General features: G+C 71.2%; 14 protein-coding genes. 9 read left to right on the plus strand and 5 right to left on the minus strand.

From position 1 onward, the window contains the following. Positions 1-212: 212 nt before the first annotated feature. From AB0C66_RS33840 to AB0C66_RS33850, 3 genes are all read left to right on the plus strand, one after another. Positions 213-743: a cysteine dioxygenase family protein gene (locus tag AB0C66_RS33840; RefSeq protein ID WP_362447638.1), complete on the plus strand. Its 531-nt coding sequence runs from the start codon at positions 213-215 to the stop codon at positions 741-743. Between the two features lie 73 nt (positions 744-816). Continuing rightward, positions 817-1803: a 2-phospho-L-lactate transferase gene (cofD, locus tag AB0C66_RS33845; protein ID WP_362447641.1), complete on the plus strand. Its 987-nt coding sequence runs from the start codon at positions 817-819 to the stop codon at positions 1801-1803. Further along, the gene (locus AB0C66_RS33850; RefSeq protein WP_362447644.1) at positions 1800-3167 is read left to right on the plus strand and encodes a coenzyme F420-0:L-glutamate ligase; all 1368 of its coding nucleotides are present in this window, start codon (positions 1800-1802) and stop codon (positions 3165-3167) included. Before cofD ends, AB0C66_RS33850 begins: the two co-directional genes overlap by 4 nt. A 497-nt stretch (positions 3168-3664) precedes the next feature. On the opposite strand, the gene AB0C66_RS33855 is transcribed toward AB0C66_RS33850, so the two are convergent. From AB0C66_RS33855 to AB0C66_RS33865, 3 genes are all read right to left on the minus strand, one after another. After that, entirely contained in the window at positions 3665-4570 is a 906-nt protein-coding gene (locus AB0C66_RS33855; protein WP_362447647.1) for a DNA-3-methyladenine glycosylase 2 family protein, read from the minus strand. A gap of 269 nt (positions 4571-4839) precedes the next feature. Then, positions 4840-5940: an NDP-sugar synthase gene (locus AB0C66_RS33860; protein ID WP_362447650.1), complete on the minus strand. Its 1101-nt coding sequence runs from the start codon at positions 5938-5940 to the stop codon at positions 4840-4842. 71 nt (positions 5941-6011) lie between these two features. After that, a complete protein-coding gene (locus AB0C66_RS33865; protein ID WP_362447653.1) occupies positions 6012-7310 on the minus strand; it encodes an N-acetylmuramoyl-L-alanine amidase in 1299 nt (432 codons plus the stop codon). A gap of 128 nt (positions 7311-7438) precedes the next feature. Between AB0C66_RS33865 and AB0C66_RS33870 the strand changes: the two genes are divergently transcribed. From AB0C66_RS33870 to AB0C66_RS33885, 4 genes are all read left to right on the plus strand, one after another. Next, the gene (locus AB0C66_RS33870; protein WP_362447656.1) at positions 7439-8188 is read left to right on the plus strand and encodes a TIGR03089 family protein; all 750 of its coding nucleotides are present in this window, start codon (positions 7439-7441) and stop codon (positions 8186-8188) included. A 220-nt stretch (positions 8189-8408) separates the two neighbouring features. Further along, a complete protein-coding gene (locus AB0C66_RS33875) occupies positions 8409-9527 on the plus strand; it encodes an LCP family protein (RefSeq protein WP_362447659.1) in 1119 nt (372 codons plus the stop codon). Between the two features lie 229 nt (positions 9528-9756). Then, a complete protein-coding gene (locus tag AB0C66_RS33880) occupies positions 9757-11442 on the plus strand; it encodes an LCP family protein (protein ID WP_362447662.1) in 1686 nt (561 codons plus the stop codon). 72 nt (positions 11443-11514) lie between these two features. Further along, complete coding sequence (locus AB0C66_RS33885; protein ID WP_362447665.1) at positions 11515-13140, plus strand: LCP family protein; 1626 nt, start codon at positions 11515-11517, stop codon at positions 13138-13140. A gap of 82 nt (positions 13141-13222) precedes the next feature. On the opposite strand, the gene AB0C66_RS33890 is transcribed toward AB0C66_RS33885, so the two are convergent. Next, the gene (locus AB0C66_RS33890; protein WP_362447668.1) at positions 13223-14242 is read right to left on the minus strand and encodes a glycosyltransferase family 2 protein; all 1020 of its coding nucleotides are present in this window, start codon (positions 14240-14242) and stop codon (positions 13223-13225) included. 199 nt (positions 14243-14441) lie between these two features. Here AB0C66_RS33890 and AB0C66_RS33895 point away from each other — a divergent pair, with 199 nt between their 5' ends. Further along, complete coding sequence (locus AB0C66_RS33895) at positions 14442-15881, plus strand: LCP family protein (RefSeq protein ID WP_362447671.1); 1440 nt, start codon at positions 14442-14444, stop codon at positions 15879-15881. Between the two features lie 16 nt (positions 15882-15897). Here the strand turns inward: AB0C66_RS33895 and AB0C66_RS33900 are convergent, their stop codons facing one another. Beyond that, on the minus strand, positions 15898-16446 hold the full coding sequence (locus tag AB0C66_RS33900; protein WP_362447674.1) for an acyl-CoA thioesterase: 549 nt from the start codon (positions 16444-16446) through the stop codon (positions 15898-15900). A 127-nt stretch (positions 16447-16573) separates the two neighbouring features. Here AB0C66_RS33900 and AB0C66_RS33905 point away from each other — a divergent pair, with 127 nt between their 5' ends. Next, a complete protein-coding gene (locus AB0C66_RS33905; RefSeq protein ID WP_362447677.1) occupies positions 16574-17884 on the plus strand; it encodes an LCP family protein in 1311 nt (436 codons plus the stop codon). Positions 17885-17978 lie beyond the last annotated feature (94 nt).

Genomic DNA, 17978 nt, shown 5'->3' on the forward strand with positions numbered 1-17978 from the left:
ATTGCGCCAAACGGGAGATCAAGTTGACAGGACACCGCGCCACCCGCTCTCCTTGTCCCCATGTCAGTGACCCACGCGCCCCTCGCGACCCGTGCCCACGGGTTCCGCTGCGCTGTGCAGGCTCGCTGTCGCTGTTCCAGCTGTTGATGCCCCCGAGCTCCAGCTATCTCTGCGCCCTTCCCGCATCTTTTTCCCGCTGAGGAACTCCGCATATGAACAGCGACGTCCAGATCGCCGGTGACCCGCTCGCCATCCCGCATCTGCTGCCGCCCGTACCGGCCCACCCCACCACCGTCTCCGCCTTCGCCGGGCTCGCCCGCACCATCGCCGCCGACCGCGAAGGCTGGGCGCACCTCGTCCGGTACGACGCCACCAGCCGCTGGTACCACCGGCTGCGCACCGGCCCCGGCTACGAGGTCTGGCTGCTCAGCTGGGTGCCCGGCCAGGGCAGCGGCGCCCATGACCACGGCCGCTCCTCCGGTGTGCTCACCGTCCTCCAGGGCGAGCTGACCGAACGCGTCGGCCGGCACGGCGCACGCCACACCCTCACCGCCGGGGCCCAGCGCGTCTTCGCACCCGGCTATGTCCACGACGTCGTCAACGACTCCCTCGAACCCGCCGTCAGCCTCCACATCTACTTCCCCGGGCTGACCGAAATGCCACCGCACCCCACCCAGGACGCCGACACCGGCGCCGCCCCCGCGCTCGACGGCGTCAACGCGCTGGACGTACCCGGCGGCTGAGCCACCGCCCTCCCACCTCCCCCGACCGCCCCGAACCTCCTCGGCGCTCCGGGCGACTGCAAGACTGTCCCCCATGCGCATTGTGGTTCTGGCAGGTGGCATCGGCGGCGCCCGTTTCCTCCGCGGTCTGAAGTCGGCCGCCCCCGACGCCGACATCACCGTCATCGGGAACACCGGTGACGACATCCATCTCTTCGGGCTCAAGGTCTGTCCCGACCTCGACACCGTGATGTACACGCTCGGCGGCGGCATCCACGAGGAGCAGGGCTGGGGCCGGACCGACGAGTCCTTCGCGGTCAAGGAGGAGTTGGCGGCCTACGGTGTGGGGCCCGAGTGGTTCGGCCTCGGCGACCGTGACTTCGCGACCCATATCGTCCGTACCCAGATGATGGGCGCGGGCTATCCGCTGAGCGCCGTCACCGAGGCGCTGTGCGCGCGGTGGGAGCCGGGGGTACGGCTGCTGCCGATGACCGACGACCGCGTCGAGACCCACGTCCTCATCGACACGGCGGACCTCGGCGGCTCCGCCGCGGGCGACGGCGAAGGCCGCAAGGCCGTCCACTTCCAGGAGTACTGGGTACGGCTGCGCGCCTCCGTACCCGCCCACGCCGTTGTCCCCGTCGGCGCCGACCAGGCCAAACCCGCGCCCGGTGTCCTCGAGGCCATCGCCGAGGCCGACATCGTCCTCTTCCCGCCGTCCAACCCCGTCGTCAGCATCGGCACCATCCTCGCCGTGCCGGGGATCCGCGAGGCCATCGCCGACGCCGGGGTGCCGGTCGTCGGCCTCTCCCCCATCGTCGGCGACGCCCCCGTGCGCGGTATGGCCGACAAGGTGCTCGCCGCCGTCGGCGTCGAGTCCACCGCCGCCGCCGTCGCCCAGCACTACGGCTCCGGGCTGCTCGACGGCTGGCTCGTCGACACCGTCGACGCGGGCGCGGTCGGCGACGTCGAGACCGCCGGGATCCGCTGCAAGGCGGTCCCGCTGATGATGACCGACACCGAGGCCACCGCCCGGATGGCGGCCGAGGCGCTGGCGCTGGCCGAGGAGGTACGGGCATGAGCCCCTCCCGACCGTCGTCCGGGGCGCCGTCGTACCAGGTCTGGGCCCTCCCCGGGCTGCCCGAGGTACGGCAGGGCGACGACCTCGCCAAGCTCATCGCCGACGCCGCGACCGCCGACGGGCTCCCCGGCCTCGCCGACGGCGATGTCCTGGTCGTCACCTCGAAGATCGTCAGCAAGGCCGAGGGGCGGGTGGTCGAGGCCACCGACCGCGAGGCCGCCATAGACGCCGAGGCGGTGCGGATCGTCGCCCGGCGCGGTGCCACCCGGATCGTCGAGACCCGGCACGGTCTGGTCATGGCCGCCGCCGGTGTCGACGCCTCCAACACCCCCGCCGGGACCGTGCTGTTGCTCCCCGAGGACCCCGACGCCTCCGCGCGCGCCCTCCGCGACGGACTGCGCGACGCGCTCGGCGTCGAGCTCGGCGTCCTCGTCACCGACACCTTCGGGCGGCCCTGGCGCACCGGCGTCACCGACGTCGCCATCGGCGCCGCCGGGGTGCGCGTCCTGGACGATCTGCGGGGCGGTGTCGACTCCCACGGCAACCCGCTGAGCGCCACCGTCGTCGCCACCGGCGATGAACTGGCCGCGGCGGGTGAGCTGGTCAAGGGCAAGGCGGACGGGCTGCCGGTGGCCGTGGTGCGGGGGCTGCCGCAGGTCGTCGCGGGTGGGGACGCGGGCGCGGGTCCTGACGCCGGCTCGGACGCGCTCGGCGCGCGGGCGCTGGTGCGCGTCGCCGCCGACGACATGTTCCGGCTGGGCACCTCCGAGGCCGTACGGGAGGCCGTCACCCTGCGGCGTACCGTGCGCGAGTTCACCGACGAGCCGGTGGACGGCGCGGCGGTACGGCGTGCCGTGGCCGCCGCCGTGACCGCCCCCGCGCCGCACCACACGACGCCGTGGCGGTTCGTCCTGCTGGAGTCCGAGGAATCGCGGATCCGACTGCTCGACGCGATGCGGGACGCGTGGATCGCGGACCTGCGCGGCGACGGCTTCTCCGAGGAGAGCATCGCCAAGCGGGTACGGCGCGGGGACGTACTGCGCAAGGCGCCGTACCTGGTGGTGCCGTGCCTGGTCGCGGATGGCGCGCATACGTATCCGGACGCGCGGCGCAATGCCGCCGAGCGCGAGATGTTCGTGGTGGCGGCCGGGGCCGGGGTGCAGAACCTGCTGGTCGCGCTGGCGGGTGAGCGGCTGGGGTCGGCGTGGGTGTCGTCGACGATGTTCTGCCGCCCGGTGGTGCGGGAGGTGCTGGACCTGCCGGGTGGCTGGGACCCGATGGGCGCGGTCGCCGTCGGCCACGCCGCCGCCCCGCCGAAGGACCGGCCGGGCCGGGACGCGGCGTCGTTCGTGGTCGTGCGCTAGGTCGTGGTCGTGCGCCAGGTCTTATCCGGGGCGCGCGGTGACGGGGTGCGCGCCGTGGATGGGGGCGCGCGTTGTGCGGGGCGGGGGCGTGGGTGCGGGGGCGTTGTGGGTGCGCGGGTGCGGGTGCGTTGGGAGTGCGCGGGTGCGGGTGCGCTGTGGGTGCGCGGGTGCGGGTGCGTTGGGGGGCGGGTGCGGGTGCGTTGTGGTGCGGGTGCGTTGGTGGTCGGGTGCGGGGGCGGGGCCTCCGGGGTGGGGTCCTGGACCGTCTATTTAGGCGCCGGCAGCCGGAGAAGTCGGGTGGGCCGGAGATTGGCGCCACAAATACACGAAAGTGTCCAGGACCCCACCCCTGCGACCCCGCCCCCTCCCGTCTCGTCGCCGACCGACCCCCGGACCGGGGACAAAGCACGATGTGTGCACCCGGGTTCGGCCTGCGCCCCGCCCCCCGTCTCGTTGCCGACCGACCCCCGGACCGAGGGACAAGGCGCCGGGTTCCCCTACATGGCACGGAAGTCCCTGACCGCGAAGCGCGGTGCGCGGCGCGGCGGGGTGCGCCCGGACAGCATGATCAACCGGGCCGCCCGGTGGCGCTGCCCCGCGTACGGGGCCAGCAGTTCGAGCATCGCCGCGTCGTCCGTACCGCGCTGCCCGGTGAGCGCGTAGCCGACGATGCGCGGCAGATGGAGGTCCCCGACCGTGATCGCGTCCGGGGTGCCGTTGCTGCGCTGAAGGGTCTCGGCCGCGGTCCAGGGCCCGATGCCCGGTATCAGCTGGAGGCGGGCGGAGGCGGCGGCGAGGTCCATGGCCGTGGCCTCCTCCAGCCGCCGGGCGACCCGGACTGCCCGCAGGATCGTCGCCGAGCGCTTGGAGTCGACACCCGCCTTGTGCCACTCCCAGGACGGGATCAGCGACCAGGTACGCGGATCGGGCATCACCCGCATCCGCTCGGCCGGGCCCGGTGCGGGCTCGCCGTGGCGCTGGAGCAGCAACCGCCAGGCGCGGTACGCCTCGTCGCTGGTGACCTTCTGCTCGAGGATCGAGGGGATCAGCGATTCGAGGACGAGGCCGGTCCGGATGAGGCGCAGCCCCGGGTTGCGGCGGTGGGCCTCGTGGACGAGGCGATGGCGCGGGGTGAAGCCGGACGGGTCGTCTTCCGCGCCGAGCAGTGCGGGTAGCCCGTCGAGCAGCCATGGGGCGCCCGGCCCCCAGGCGTGCGCCTCGATGGCGTCACCACAACGTGCGAGGCGGATGGTGCCGGGCCCCTCCGGGGTCCGGCTCGCCCGCCAGAACGCGCCGTCCCCACCGACGCGGAACGCCGGATCCCCCGGTCCCCGCTGGAGTACGCAGAGACTGCGCGCGAGGTCATAGGGTTCCGAGGGGGTCCAGGTACGGCTGACAGACACGCCGCCACCCTACGACCCCCGTGGGACAGCCAAGCCAGCAGTCGGTCCGCGACGAGACGGATCCACCGCGCCTCTCCCCGGTCCGGCGGGCGGGCGGCGACGAGACGGGAGGGGGCGGGGTCGCAGGGGTGGGGTCCTGGACGCTGTCGTGTATTTGTGGCGCCAATCTCCGGCCCAGGCTCACTTCTCCGGCTGCCGGCGCCTAAATAAACGGTCCAGGACCCCACCCCGGAGGCCCCGCACCCGCACCCGCACAACCGCGCAACGACCTACTGGTCGGAAGAGAACCGCACCGCCGCCGCCGGGATATCCGCCCCGCACCACACCCGTACGCCATCCCGCAGTTCGTTGTCCGCGCCGATCAGCGCGCCGTCGCCGACGACGGCGCCCTGCAATACCGTGCGCGCCCCGATACGGGCGCCCGCGCCGACGAGGGAGTCGCGGACCTGCGCGCCCGCCTCGACGACCGCGCCCTCCAGCACCGCGCTGCCCTCGATCCGCGCGCCCGCGCCCACCCGGGCCCGGGGGCCTATGACCGTGCCGCCGGACAGCTTGGCGTCGTCGGCCACGGACGCGTTCTCCAGGACCAGCCGGTCGCCGCAGCGCCCCGGCACCGCCGGGGAGGGGGCGTGGCCCAGGACCAGGTCGGCCGAGCCGCGGACGAACGCCTGCGGGGTGCCGAGGTCGAGCCAGTACGTGGAGTCGACCAGGCCCTGGAGATGGGCGCCCGCCTCGAGCAGCCCGGGGAAGGTCTCGCGTTCGACGGAGACGGGGCGGTCGGCGGGGATGGCGTCGATGACCGAGCGGTTGAAGACGTACGCGCCCGCGTTGATCTGGTCGGTGACGATCTCCTCGGGCGTCTGCGGCTTTTCGAGGAAGGCGGTGACGCGGCCGTCGGCGTCGGTCGGCACCAGCCCGTACGCACGCGGGTCGGTGACCCGGGTGAGGTGGAGGGAGACATCGGCGCCCGAGGTGCGGTGGGTGTCGACGAGGGCGCGGATGTCGAGGCCGGTGAGGATGTCGCCGTTGAAGATGAGCACCGGGTCGTCCGGGCCGGAGCGCAGCCGGGAGGCGACGTTGCGGATGGCACCGCCGGTGCCGAGCGGCTCCTCCTCGGTGACGTACTCCAGGTGCAGCCCGAGTGAGGATCCGTCACCGAAGTACGGCTCGAAGACCTCGGCGAGATAGGACGTGGCGAGCACGATGTGCTCGACCCCCGCGGCGCGGGCGCGGGCGAGTTGATGGGTGAGGAACGGCACGCCCGCCGCCGGGACCATCGGCTTGGGGGTGTGCACCGTCATGGGTCGCAACCGGGTCCCCTTGCCGCCGACCAGGAGGATCGCTTCTGGCGTTGATGGCGCTGTGGTCACGTATCGTCTCTGCTTCCTGCTGGGGCTCGCCGGGCCGGGCCAGTGTAGGCAGATCCGCGGACCGCGCCTGGTCAGCGCCCCTGGAGCCGGGCCGCTGCGCGGCGTACCGGGCCGAGCTTGTCGTAGAGACGCCGCCCGGGGCAGTCGGTGGCGAAGCCGTCGCGGTGTCCCGAGATCACGTGGAACCGCACACTGGTGCCCTTGGTGTACTTGTTGCCGCCGCCGGACACCAGGTGGACCACGGCCTTCGGATCCCTGTCGAAGAGCCCGAGCTTCCACGCGGTGAGCCTGGCGATGGCGTTCACCGCCTTCTGGGACGGCTGCTCGGCGTCGAAGGTTCCGAGGACGGCGACACCCATGCTCTTGGAGTTGAAGCCGCGGGTGTGGGCTCCGATGACGGCCTTGTCCACACCACCGGAGCGGCCTTCGTAGATATTTCCGCATCGGTCGACGGTGAAGTTGTAGCCGTAGTCGCTCCAGCCCATGCTCTTGACGTGGTAGCGGTAGATACCGCGCAAAAGGGAGGGGACTTCGGAGCAGTTGTAGGTGTTGCCGGTCACCGTGTGGTGGAGGAAGGCGACTTTGACCGTCTTGCTGTAGGCGTGCTCCTTCTCACGGATGGCCTCGTCGGCGCCCCATCCGGCGCGGGTGATGATCCGGGGCCTGGGGGCGGTATGCGGTGCGGCGGTGGCCGGGGGGAGTGGGGTCGCGGGGGCCGACGGGGACGCGGGGGGAGTCGGCGGTTTCGCGGACGCCGCGGGCTTCAGCGGCTTGAGGGGTTTGGCGGGCTTCACCGGCCGTACGGGCCCGGGCTTCGCCGGGGGGACCGGCTTCGGGCGCGTGGGCAGGGCCCGGGGCGTGGCCGGTGGCGGCTCCTCGGAGCGTACGAGTTGCAGCCGCATCCCCGTCGGCGCGGACCGCGTCGCGGAGGGCCGGACGCGTGCCTGTACCCCGTCGGCGTCGCCGACCCACAGCGGTGCGGTACCGCCGCGGGTGCGGACGGCGCCGGGGGCGGGCGTGGCGGGGTCGGGGGCCTCGTCGCCGTACGGTGCGAGATCCCGCCAGGCGGACCACAGACCGGTGCCGGTCGCGCGCGTGCGCACCTGTACCCCGGCGGGTTCCGCGTCGGCGTCGTCCCAGACGGCGCCGAGCAGCGAGAACGGCCGTACGCCCTGTGCGGGCACCCCCTGGGCGCCGCCGGGTGCGGTCGCGCTCCGGGCGAGCCCGCCGCCCAGCGGCCGCAGGGGCAGCGACTGGATACCGCCCCGCTGGTCGGTCCGGGGCTGGGCGGAGGCGGTGTGGAGGACGAGCGGGAGGGCGAGGGCGGCGGTGCATACGACGCCGATCGAGGAGGCTAGAAAGGCACGCATGTGAAAAATCGTGGACATACCGTGACAGGGCTGTCCATTCGGGAGCCCGCGCCGCGCCCGGGGGGTCAGCTGGCCGAACGTATGCGATCACCGGTGGGGGCCACGGGTGGCCGCGTACGCTTGCGCGGGTGAACGCCACCGATCGCACCCCCGCCGACCTGCTGCGATCCGCGCTCGCCGCGGATCCGGCCCGCCCGCTCGTGACCTTCTACGACGACGCGACGGGTGAACGCGTCGAACTCTCCGTAGCCACTTTCGCCAATTGGGTGGCGAAGACCGCCAATCTGCTCCAGGACGATCTGTCGGCCGCGCCCGGCGACCGGCTGGCGCTGCTGCTGCCCGCCCACTGGCAGACCGCGGTATGGCTGCTGGCCTGCTCATCGGTGGGGGTGGTGGCGGAGGTCGGGGGCGATCCGGCCGCGGCGGATGTGGTGGTGAGCGGCCCGGACACGCTGGAGGAGGCGCGGGCCTGTTCCGGGGAGCGGATGGCGCTGGCGCTGCGCCCGATGGGCGGCCGGTTTCCGCGGGCGCCGCAGGGGTTCGCGGACTACGCCGTGGAGGTGCCGAGCCAGGGCGACCGCTTCATCGCGTACGCCCCGGTGGACCCGGACGCTCCCGCGCTCACCGTCGGCGCCCTGGAGCTGACCGGGGCCGGACTGGTGGAGCGGGCGCGTGCGGACGCCGCCGCGCGGGGGCTCGGCCCGGGCTCCCGGGTGCTGTCCGGGCTGGCGTACGACGGCTGGGAGGGGCTGTCCTACGGACTCTTCGCCCCGCTGGCCGCGGGCGGCTCGGTGGTGCTGTGCCGCCATCTGGACCAGCTCGGCGAGGGGGCGCTGGCCGAGCGCCGGGAGAGCGAGCGCGTCACCGAGAGCGTCTAGTTGCGGTCCGGGCGGCCCTGTGGGACCGCCCGGATCCCCCCTGACCCGTCCGGCGGACTGCGGGCCGAGCCCACGGGCCCCGCCGCCCACCCCGCGCGATGATCGTCGGATACGTACAACCATGTGCGGGGTTCGCATGTCTGTCCCATTAATTCGGGACCCCGGCACGTGACGCGAGTCCGCCCGGCCGGGGTGGACCACGGGTTGGGAGGACGCGGACGTGACGAGTGACAGCCCGGAACCGGCGCCCAGGGGCGGGCGCCGATGGCTGCGCGTGCTCGCGCTGGGCGTGGCCGTACTGGTGCTGTCGATCGCCGGGACGGGCTGGTGGTTCTACGAGCGCCTCAACGGCAATATCCGCACCGACACCCGGACCGCGGACGAGCTGCGGAAGTACGAGGCGGAGCGGCCGGTCTCGGTGGTGCGCGACGCGCAGAACATCCTGCTGATCGGCTCGGACAACCGCGGCGGCAAGGGCAATGGGAAGTACGGCCGGGACACCGGCACCCAGCGCTCGGACACCACGATCCTGCTGCACCTCCAGGCGAACGGCAGGGGCGCGACGGCCGTCTCGATCCCGCGCGATCTGATGGTGGACACCCCCGGCTGCGACCGGGCGAACGGGAAGCGGATGGCACCCCGGTTCGCCCAGTTCAACTGGGCGTTCGAATACGGCGGTGCGGCCTGCACCATCCGCACGGTGGAGAAGCTCACCGGGATCCGGGTGGACCACCATGTGATCGTGGACTTCACCGGCTTCAAGAAGCTGGTGAACGCCATCGGCGGGGTGGAGGTCTGCCTGAAGGAATCCGTCGACGACAGCGACGCGCATCTGCGGCTGCCCGCGGGGCGCCAGACGCTCCGCGGCGAGCAGGCACTCGGTTATGTACGGGCCCGGTACAGCATCGGTAACGGGAGCGACACCGAGCGTATCGGCCGCCAGCAGGAGTTCCTCGGCTCGCTTGTGAAGAAAGTGCAGAGCAATGGTGTGCTGCTCAACCCCCGGAAGCTGTATCCCGTACTGAACGCGGCGACCTCGTCGCTGACGACGGATCCGGGGCTGGATTCGCTCAAGGACCTGTACAACCTGGCCCAGGGGGTCCGGAACATCCCGCGGGACAAAATCCGATTCCTTACGATTCCGCGACAGCCCTATACGTACAACAAGAACCGTGATGAGCTCGTCCAGCCCGACGCCGACCGCTTGTTCCGGCAGTTGCGGCTCGACCAGCCGGTCTCGGTGACCCGTTCCGTCACGTCCACGGCGGACGAGGACCCGAAGGCCGTGGATCGCGACCCCTACCAGGGCACGACGGCGGCGCGTGACATCTGCGACTAACCGCACAAAGGGTTGGGGCACCGACTCGTGAAGGATGGCGAAAGGATTGGGCAGAATGCCCAGTTGTAGGGAAGTGGAATTTGTCACCGGCGTCGCTTGGCGCTGAACTGGGCGGATAGTGTGAGCGATCCGGTGCGCTCTACGAGGTGGCCGCGCACTGCTCAGAAGACGGATGGGAGCGCCTTGAGGGGGAGGCGCCGCGTGGCACCGACGGAGGACACAGGCGACCGTGGACGCGCAAGGCCAGGGCGGGGCGGACGGTATCGACCCCGCTGATCAGTGGGTGTTCGACCCGAACACCGGGAGCTATGAACTGCGGCTGAACAATGCCGGGGCACCGGCTGACGCCGCCGAGCCCCCGCAGGCCCCCAGAGCGAGCCGTCGTCGCACCCCCGAATCCGAGCAGCGGGGGCGGCGCCGAGCGGGGGGCAAGCGGGAACAGGAGGCCCCTACGGGCCCGGCGAGCAGGCGCAAGCCGAAGCCGAAGAAGTCCAAGGGGAAGAAGGTCCTGTACTGGACCAGTGGCACGCTGGCCTTCCTGCTGGTCGGCGGGTCGGCCGCGGCGTACTTCGTCTATCAGCACCTCAACGGCAACATCCGGAAGGTCGATGTCGGGGAGAACAACCCGGCGGTCTCCGACGGCCCGATGAACATCCTGCTCATCGGCACCGACCGGCGTGACGGCAAGGGCAACAAGGGCTACGGCGACGCGGGCAGTGTCGGCCACGCCGACACCACCCTGCTGTTCCATGTCTCCGGGGACCGGTCGAACGCGACGGTGCTGAGCTTCCCGCGCGACATGATCACCGACATCCCGGAATGCAAGACGAAGCAGGACGACGGCTCGTTCAAGAAGATCCCGGGCGAGAAGGAAGTGCGCTTCAACACCAGCCTGGGCCAGGAGGAACGGGACCCGGGCTGCACCTGGCAGACGGTGGAGAAGATCACCGGCCTGAATGTCGACCACTTCATGATGGCCGACTTCAACGCGGTCAAGGAGATGTCCACCGCGGTGGGCGGGGTGGACATCTGCCTCGGCAAGGACATCAACGACCCCAAGTCGCATCTGAATCTGAAGAAGGGGCGGCACACCGTCGAGGGCGAGCAGGCCCTGGCGTTCGTCCGGACCCGGCACGCCGTCGGCTTCGGCGGCGATCTGGACCGGATCAAGCTGCAACAGCAGTTCCTCAGTTCGCTGATGCGCAAGATGAAGGCCAGCGGTTCGCTCACCAACCCGGGCAAGACCTGGAAGCTGGCGCAGGCCGCCACCAAGGCCCTGACGGTGGACCCCGGGATCGGCACGCTCAGCAAGCTGGCCGATCTGGGCAAGAACCTGAGCAAGGTGGATCTGAAGAACATCACCTTCGCCACCGTCCCGGTCGTGGACAACTCCGACGGGGCGACCGTGCTGCTCGACCAGACCAAGGCCGACCCGCTGTTCCAGATGGTCCGCCAGGACGTCTCGCTGACCGAGGTCAAGAAGAAGCAGAAGGCGGCCAAGAGCAGGGAGGCGGCCCGGCTCAAGGGCCCCAAGGCCGATCCGGCGGATGTCCGGGTCAAGGTGCTCAACGGCAGCGGGAAGTTCGGCGCCGCGCAGGAGACCGTCGGCTGGATGCAGAACACCGAGGGGATGCTCCGCACCAGCAACGGCGGCAACGCGAAGTCGGAGCTGAAGAAGACCACGCTGGAGTACGCGCCCAACCAGGCCGACCAGGCCCGGCGGCTCGCCGACAGCATGGGACTGCCCGGCTCCGCGATGAAGCAGGGGACCAAGGACGCCGAGCCGATGGCGGAGATGAAGCTGACGCTCGGGGGGGACTTCAAGAAGGCCGGGACACCGATCGCCGGTCCGGTGAAGGCGCCGAAGGACATTCAGAGGGTCGAGGCCGACGACAAGAACATCTGCGCCAAGTGACCGTCGCCGGCCGGCGGAGCAGGCTCGCCCTCGGACCGGCCCACAACTGAAGCAGGAAACCGGGGAGGCCCGATGCGGCAGAGCAATGTGCGGGGGGAGAGAGAGCGGCAGGCCGCTGTGCCCGAACCCCGTGAACCGGGCGAGGATGACAGCCAGCCCGAAAGAGAGGGCCCCGCGTCACGCGGCGCGGGGCACCGCCGGGGCGGTCCGCGCCGCCCCCAGCGCAGCCGGGGCGTGCGAATACTGCGCTGGACCGCGCTGACCCTCGCCGTGCTGGTGCTCGGCGCGGCCGGCGCCGGTTACCTCTACTACCAGCACCTGAACGGCAATCTGCGGAAGGAGGAGCTGGACCTCGGTGACAGCAAGATCGGCAAGCCGGAGCCCAACGCCGCGGGCCAGACCCCGCTGAACATCCTCCTCATAGGCTCCGACAGCCGTAACAGCGCGGCCAACGTCAAGCTGGGCGGCGCCAAGCAGGACGCCGACCGCAAGCCGCTGGCCGATGTGCAGATGCTGGTCCATGTCTCGGCCGACCGCAGCAACATGTCGGTGGTGAGCATCCCGCGGGACACCCGGGTGACCATCCCCAAGTGCACCGACCCCAGGACCAAGAAGGTCTATCCGAAGACCGAGGCGGCCATCAACCAGTCGCTCCAGCACGGCGGTCCGGGCTGTACGGTCGCCGCCTGGAAGGAGCTGACCGGGGTCTACATCGATCACTTCATGATGATCGACTTCTCCGGGGTGGTGTCCATGGCGGACGCCGTCGGCGGTGTCCCGGTCTGTGTCCGGGCCAATGTCTACTCCCATGACAGCAAGGGCCATGGCTCGGGTCTGCGGCTGACCAAGGGCACCCACAGCGTCCAGGGCGTCCAGGCCCTCCAGTGGCTGCGCACCCGCTACGGCTTCGAGGACAACACCGACATCGGCCGGGCCAAGGCCCAGCACATGTACATGTCCTCGATGATCCGGCAGCTGAAGGCGGGCACCAAGCTCACCGACCCGGGCAAGCTGATGGACCTGGCGGAGGCGGCGACCGAGGCGCTGACCGTGGACCACGGCCTCGGCACCGTGAAGAAACTCTACGACCTGGGCAATGACCTCAAGCAGGTGCCGACCAAGCGCACCACCATGATCACCATGCCCTGGGAGTACGGCGGCGGCGGTGAGTACGTGACGCCCAAGCCGGGCGAGGCCGAGCAGACCTTCTCGCTGCTCCGCAACGACATCGCGATGGACGGCAAGGACAAGAAGAAGCCCGATCACACCCCGGCGCCGACCGCCCCCAAGGGCGAGCTCCCGGTGGTGGTGCAGAACGGCACGTCCAGCACGGTCGACGGACCGGTCACCGGCCGCGCGGGTGTCCTCACCTCCGAGCTGGTCCGGCTCGGCTACGCCAAGGCCACCGCGAACACCGAGCTGACGGCACAGGCCGACACCACCGTGCTGTACCCCAGCGAGGCCCAGCAGGGTGACGCGCTGGCCGTGGCCAAGGCGCTGAAGCTGCCGAAGTCCGCGGTGAAGTCGTCGAAGTCGGCGCGGCAGGTCACGCTCGTGGTCGGCAACGACTGGCGCGAGGGCACCGTCTATCCGAAGCCCGCGGCCGAGGACGACGGAAAGACGCCCGAGAGCGCCGGTGCCCTCAACGGCGAGGACAAGACGGCGTGTATGAAGGTGAATCCGCAGTACACCTTCTGATCGCCCGCCGACCCCACGCGGAGGACTCCGCGGACGACAAAGGGGGCCGGACCCGTCGCCGGGTCCGGCCCCCTCGCTGTGGCTAGCCCTCCGCCATGACCGCCGGGCGGCGGCTGGCGATCACCCTCTTGGCGAGCGACCGCGGGCTGGTCAGAAAGCCCCAGCCCCACGACATATGCATGGTGGCCAGCGCGACCGGGATCCGCAGCCGGGCCGCGAGCGGCAGCCCCTTGCCCGCCGGGACCGAGCCCGCGGCGATGGCCGCCAGATAGCCGCCGGGGATCACCAGACCCCACGGGGTGATGGCCGCGCCCACGGCCAGGCCCGCGGCGATGGCGACAACGGCCGTCGGCGGGGCGAGGTAGCGCAGATTGATCGAGCCCTGGTGGAAGCGGGCCACCACATGGCGCCAGCGGCCGTAGTCCTTGTACTGCTTGGCCAGCGCCCGCACGCTGGGCCGCGGCCGGTAGGAGACCTTCAGCTCGGGCGAGAACCAGATCAGCCCGCCCGCCTCACGGATCCGGAAGTTCAGCTCCCAGTCCTGGGCGCGGATGAACTCCTCGTTGTAGCCGCCCTGTCGCTCCAGCGCCTCCCGGCGGAAGACCCCCAGATAGACGGTCTCGGCCGGGGCCGCCTCACCACCGGTGTGGAACGCCGCGTTACCGACCCCGATCTTGGAGGTCATCGCGGCGGCGACGGCGTGCTCCCAGTCGTTCTCGCCCTCGGCGTGCATCAGCCCGCCGACGTTCTGCGCGCCGGTCTCCTCCAGCAGCCGCACGGCGGTCGCGATGTAGTCCGGCGACAGCATGCCGTGGCCGTCGACCCGGACCACCACGGGATGGCGGGACGCCTTGATCGCCGCGTTCAGCGCGGCGGGGGTGCGGCCCGTGGGGTTGGGCACAGTGTGCACGCGGGGGTCCTCGGCGACCAGCTCGGCGGCGATCTCGTCGGTCCGGTCGGTGGACGGACCGATGGCGATCACCACCTCCATCTCACCGGCGTACTCCTGCTCCAGGATGTGCCGCACGGAGTTGCGCAGATGGCGTTCCTCATTGAGCACCGGCATGATCACGGAGACGGCCGGGAGCTGATGCGGGGGCATGGCACCTCGGGGTGTTCGGGGGTCGGCCCCCCAGCAGACTGCGGGTATCGGGCCCACGTTACCGCGTATGGGGGACACCGGATCGCGCCGCCCGGGTGGCAGCGGGCCGCACCGGCGGCGTGGGGCCGCCAAGGTGCTCATCGTATGGGCCTACGGTGAGGCGATTCCGCCCCGCCCGCCCGTCACGGAGGTCCCCGGAGTGAGAGCACCGGCCCGTTCGCCGCGCCCGTCGCGCACCCGCTCCGGCCGCCGTCCCCGCTGGGGGCTGCGGATCGCCGCCGGGGCCTCCGGTCTGGTGCTGGCCGTCAGCGGTATCGGACATCTGCTGGTCCGGGAGCTGGAGTCCGGGATCCACCGGGTCAATGTCTTCGACGACCTGGACAACCGGCCCAAGGGCGGCGGTGGGGGCGTCAACTTCCTGGTGGTCGGCACGGACGGCCGGGACCGGATCACCCCGCGGGAGAAGGCGCTGTACCGGCTGGGCGGCGCGCCCTGCCACTGCACCGACACGATCATGCTGGTGCATCTGTCGGGCGACCGCCGCCGCGCCAGCGTGGTCAGTCTGCCGCGCGACTCCTACGCCGAGATCCCCGCGTACACCGACGCCACCGGCAAGCGGCACCCGGTGCATCCGCAGAAGCTCAACGCCGCCTACGCGGAAGGCGGCCCCAGCCTGACGGTGCGCACCGTGGAGCATCTGACCGGTGTCCATATCGACCACTACCTCGAGGTCGACTTCACCAGCTTCATGAAGACGGTGGATGTGGTGGGCGGGGTGAAGGTCTGTACGGCCCGGCCGCTGAAGGACGACCACACCGGTCTCGAGCTGCCGATCGGCACCCATGTGCTGAACGGCGGGCAGGCGCTCCAGTACGTGCGCTCCCGGCATATCGACGGCACCTCGGACCTGGGCCGGATCCAGCGCCAGCAGCGGTTCATGGCGTCGGTGATCCACCAGACCACGGCCGGGGGCATCCTCTTCAACCCGGTGAAGTTCAACAAGGTGGCGTCCACCCTGCTGGGCTCGGTCCGGGCGGACCACGGTTTCGGCGCGGAGGACCTGGTGGAGCTGGGCCGGGCGATGCACGGTTTCACCCCGGCCTCGTCGGAGTTCGCCTCGGTCCCGGTGGAGCTGCCGGGCAGCCCGGTCAAGGGGGTCGGCTCCACCCTCCGCTGGGACGGCGAGAAGGCCGGCCGGCTGTTCGCGGCCATCCGCGAGGACCGGCCGCTGACCGTGCGGCACCACGGGAGGCCGAGCGGGGTCCCGGTGGATGTGGATCCCGCCCGGGTCAAGGTCCATGTGCTCAACGGCACCACCGAGTCGGGGCTCGCCCGCCGCGCGGACCGCGCCCTGCACGCCGTCGGCTTCGACACCACCGGTTCCCCGGCCGACGCGACGGCCTCGGACGTCAAGCACACGATGATCACCTACGACCCGGTCTGGGACCGCTCGGTGCGCTCGCTGGCGGCCGCGCTGCCCGGTGCGGAGCTGCGGCCGGTCGCCAAGCAGGGCGCGGTGATGCAGGTCACGGTGGGCACGGACTACAAGAGCGTGCGGAAGGTACGGGCCGAGGAGCCGCACCGTACGGACAAGGACGGTATCGAGGCCGTCACCGGCGACGAGGTCGCCTGCCCCTAGGCGGCGGACGGCCCGGCTACAGGTCGCCGCCCTCGGCGCGGCGGCGGGCGCGCAGCTCGCGGATGGCGCGGCGGCGGGCGAGGCGGTGGGTCCGCCGGATCTCGGCCTCCTGGTAGCGCCGCTTGTCGCGTGCGCTCTCCGGCATCACGGGCGGGACGGGCCGGGGCTTGCCGTCGGCGTCGACCGCGGCGAAGACCAGATAGGCGCTGCCGACCTGGGTGGCGGGGGTGGATTCGTTCCAGCGCTCGGCCAGCACCCGGACCCCGACCTCCATGGAGGACCGCCCGGTCCAGTTGACCTGGGCCTTCACATGGACGAGATCACCGACCCGGACCGGCTCCAGAAAGGCCATCTCATCCATCGACGCGGTGACGGCGGGGCCCTCGGAATGGCGTCCGGCGACCGCGCCCGCCGCGTCGTCCACCAGCTTCATGATCACGCCGCCGTGCACGGTGCCGAGGAGGTTCGTATCACCGTGGGTCATGATGTGCGACAGCGTGGTACGGGAGGCGGAGGTGGGCTTGCCCGGAAGCTCTGATTCCGCACCCTGGGCCTGAATCGTCATGCCGCCCACCCTATGCGGGATGTGGGCGGCCCCCACGGCCCGGGATTCTTATCAGCTCTGCAACAGCCATGCCCCGATCCCGCACCCGCCCTGTATGGGGCCCACCCGACCAGGCACACTGCCTAGCATGAGCGATTGGCCCCAGGGATGGACCGGCGACCGCAACGACCGGTACGGACGTGGCAGCGGCAGCTCCGAGTCGGAGGGAGCCCGCGCCATGCCGCAGGTCCGGCGTGCCGGGCCGGGCGGGGGCGGCCCACACGGCGAACCGCCGCTGCCGCCGAGCATGTCGCCGCGCGGCACGGTGCCGCGGCAGCAGCCGTCCCAGGGCTATGACGACTACGAGCCGTACGACGACGGTTACAACACCGGTCAGGTCTACGGCCAGGGCAACGGCGGCCCGGGGAACGGCGGGCCCGGCAACGGCGCCCCCGGCCCGGTCCGGCCCAAGAACTGGAAGCGCCGGATAACCATCGGCCTGGTGACCTTCCTCGTCCTGCTGCTGGCCGTCGGTATCGGCACCTACTTCTGGGCCGACAACAAACTGCGCCGCGAGGTCGACCTGAGCAAGGTCCAGGACCGGCCCGAAGGCGGCAAGGGCACCAACTACCTGATCGTCGGCTCCGACAGCCGCGAGGGTCTCTCCGCCGAGCAGAAGAAGAAGCTGCACACCGGCTCCGCCGACGGCCGCCGCACCGACTCCATGATCCTTCTCCATGTCGGTGAGAACGGGAACACCATGGTCAGCCTGCCGCGTGACTCCTGGGTCACCATCCCGGCCTTCACCGGCTCGGAGAGCGGCAACCGGATCCCGCAGAGCCAGAACAAGCTGAACGCCTCGTACTCCTCCGAGGGCCCGTCGCTGCTGGTGCGGACGGTCGAGTACAACACCGGTCTGAAGATCGACCACTATGCGGAGATCGGCTTCGACGGCTTCGCCAAGCTGGTGGACGGGGTCGGCGGGGTGGAGATCGACATCCCGCAGGACATGAAGGAGAAGAACTCCGGCACCGACCTCAAGAAGGGCAAGCAGACGCTGGACGGCCAGCAGGCCCTCGCCTTCGTCCGGCAGCGCTACGGCCTCGCCGGGGGCGACCTGGACCGCACCAAGAACCAGCAGAAGTTCCTGTCGGCCCTCGCCAACGAGGCGTCCTCGCCCAGCACCCTGCTCAACCCCTTCACGCTCTACCCGACCATGGGCGCCGGTCTGGACAACCTGGTCGTCGACAAGGACATGAGCCTGTGGGACGTGAAGGACATGTTCTTCGCGATGAAGAGCGTCTCCGGCGGTGACGGCAAGCAGATGAACATGCCCGTCTCCAACCCCGGCCTCGCCACGTCCAAGGGCAGCGCGGTGCAGTGGGACATGGCCAAGGTCAAGCAGCTGGTGAGCCAGCTGAAGAACGACGAGAAGGTCACCGTCTCGTCCGGCAACTAGCGATACGACGGAGGCGGGGGCATCGCGTACGCGATGCCCCCGCCCCCCGCCGAGGCGCCGGACGCCATAAGGCACCTTGGGGGGAACCGACCGA

The organism is Streptomyces sp. NPDC048636 (assembly GCF_040650655.1).
Classification (GTDB): Bacteria; Actinomycetota; Actinomycetes; order Streptomycetales; family Streptomycetaceae; genus Streptomyces.

Coding starts and splice junctions, on each gene's coding strand:
- AB0C66_RS33900 (WP_362447674.1), bottom strand. CDS start 16,446: ATGACGATTCAGGCCCAGGGTGCGGAATCAGAGCTTCCGGGCAAGCCC.
- AB0C66_RS33890 (WP_362447668.1), bottom strand. CDS start 14,242: ATGCCCCCGCATCAGCTCCCGGCCGTCTCCGTGATCATGCCGGTGCTC.
- AB0C66_RS33850 (WP_362447644.1), top strand. CDS start 1,800: ATGAGCCCCTCCCGACCGTCGTCCGGGGCGCCGTCGTACCAGGTCTGG.
- AB0C66_RS33905 (WP_362447677.1), top strand. CDS start 16,574: ATGAGCGATTGGCCCCAGGGATGGACCGGCGACCGCAACGACCGGTAC.
- AB0C66_RS33840 (WP_362447638.1), top strand. CDS start 213: ATGAACAGCGACGTCCAGATCGCCGGTGACCCGCTCGCCATCCCGCAT.
- AB0C66_RS33865 (WP_362447653.1), bottom strand. CDS start 7,310: ATGCGTGCCTTTCTAGCCTCCTCGATCGGCGTCGTATGCACCGCCGCC.
- cofD (WP_362447641.1), top strand. CDS start 817: ATGCGCATTGTGGTTCTGGCAGGTGGCATCGGCGGCGCCCGTTTCCTC.
- AB0C66_RS33885 (WP_362447665.1), top strand. CDS start 11,515: ATGCGGCAGAGCAATGTGCGGGGGGAGAGAGAGCGGCAGGCCGCTGTG.